The 1,847-nt window shown below is 63.3% G+C and carries 1 protein-coding gene and 1 pseudogene; both read left to right on the forward strand.

All coding sequences use genetic code 11. The annotated features are described in order from the left end of the window. The coding region (locus tag EN964_RS33250; RefSeq protein WP_206528800.1) for a substrate-binding domain-containing protein at positions 1-396 on the forward strand (396 nt) is incomplete at its 5' end. Between the two features lie 82 nt (positions 397-478). Beyond that, positions 479-1,847, forward strand: a pseudogene (locus EN964_RS33255) (ABC transporter permease); the annotation flags it as partial.

The raw sequence follows: 1,847 nt of genomic DNA on the forward strand, positions 1-1,847 counted from the left end.
ACCTCGCGCAACGTGACGACGACGATGCTGCAGCAGAATCCCGACATCTGCGCCATCATCGATTTCTGGGACGGCGATGCCACCGGCGCGGCTGCCGCGATCCGCGACGCCAAGCTCGACGGCAAGGTGTTCCTGGTCACCACGGGCGGTGGCGAGAAGGCGGCCGATTGCGACAAGCTGCAGGACGGCACCTATGGCGCTGTGGTGATGACCGATCTTGCCCGTCAGTCGGGCGACATGAACGCCATCATCAAGTTCCTGCTGCAGAGCGGCCAGCCGGCCGGCACCTCGCACACCTACATCTACACGCTGGAGAAGGCGACGACCAAGGCTGACCTGAAGCCCGATAGCTGCTGGGACCTGAAGGCACTGCAGGCAGAAGCGGCGGCGAAGTAAGCCAAGCCTCTTCAATCCATATCGATGAGGTGGTCGGATTGCCTGGCCACCTCTTTGTCTTTTCTCTTGCAGCAGTGACCTGATGTCCTTTCGCGAACGCCTCCAGTCCTGGCGCTACAATCTCGTGCCCGACCATGTCGTCGGTGAGATCCTGACCAAGCGCTGGACCGACAACGCCATTCCGTTCCTGGCGCTGGTGGCGACGCTGGCAACCTTCGGCTCGCTCATCCCGGGCTTCTTCAAGCTGACGGCGCTGCAGGATTCGACCCGTCAGCTCGGCGAATTCTCGCTGATCGTCACCGGCATGACGGTGGTCATGCTGGGCGGCGGCATCGACCTGTCGGTCGGTTCGATCTTCGCGCTCTCCTGTTTTTCCGCGGTCTATGTCTTCTTCATCCTCGATCAGTCCGTGTGGCTGGCGCTTGCCGCATCGATCGCCACAGGATTGCTGTTCGGTGCGATCAACGGCTATCTGGTCGGCTATTTCAGGCTGCGCGCCTTTCTCACCACGCTGGTCACCTTCATCTTCGGCCGCGCGCTGTTCGACATCCTGGTCACCACTTATGCCGCCGATGTGCAACTTTCCGGCGCCACCTCGGACGTGCTGGATTTCATCGGCGACGGCACCTTCTGGGGGCTGTCGGTCTCGGTGTGGCTGGCGATCATCCTGGCCATCGTCACCCATATCGCGCTGACCCGTTCACGGCCGGGCTGGCACGTGCTGGCGGTCGGCGGCTCCAGGCGCTCGGCCCACAATGCCGGCATCCGCGTGCGCCGCACGGTGTTCATGACCTATGTCTTCTCCGGCTTCTGCGCCTCGATCGGCGGCTTCCTCATCGCTTGCCGGCTGAGCGGGGCAGGGCCGGGCACGGGCCTCAACCTCGAGATCATGGCGCTGACGGCGGCGGTGGTCGGCGGCGTCAGCCTTGGCGGCGGCCGCGGCTCGGTGATCAAGGGGCTGATGGGCGCCATCATTGTGCTGACCATGACCAACGGGCTGATCCGGCTGGGCTATGGCACCGGCACCAACCAGATGGTGCTGGGCATCATGCTGGCGGTCGCGGTGACCATCGACATCCGCTGGCTGAAGAACCGCCACAAGGTGCTGAACGAGGTTTATGTCGCGCCGGTCTATCTCAAGATGGGCGAGACACAGTCGGCCGCACCTGGTTCGGGCACACCCTACGAGCTCGACAACCGGTTGTCCGCCGCCGACCATATCGGGCTTGGCGAGCTGGAGGGGCCAGAAGACGTCATCCTCGACCGCGACGACAATCTCTATTGCGGCACGCGTCATGGCGAGATCGTCCGTTTCTTCGCGCCAGACTATGTCAAATCGGAAGTGTTTGCCCATATAGGCGGCTTCCCGCTCGGTCTCGCCTTCGACAAATCGGGCAATCTGATCAGCTGCGTCGGCGCCATGGGGCTCTATTCGGTCTCGCCGGATCGGG

This window comes from Mesorhizobium sp. M7A.F.Ca.CA.001.10.2.1 (assembly GCF_003998575.1).
Taxonomy (GTDB): domain Bacteria; phylum Pseudomonadota; class Alphaproteobacteria; order Rhizobiales; family Rhizobiaceae; genus Mesorhizobium.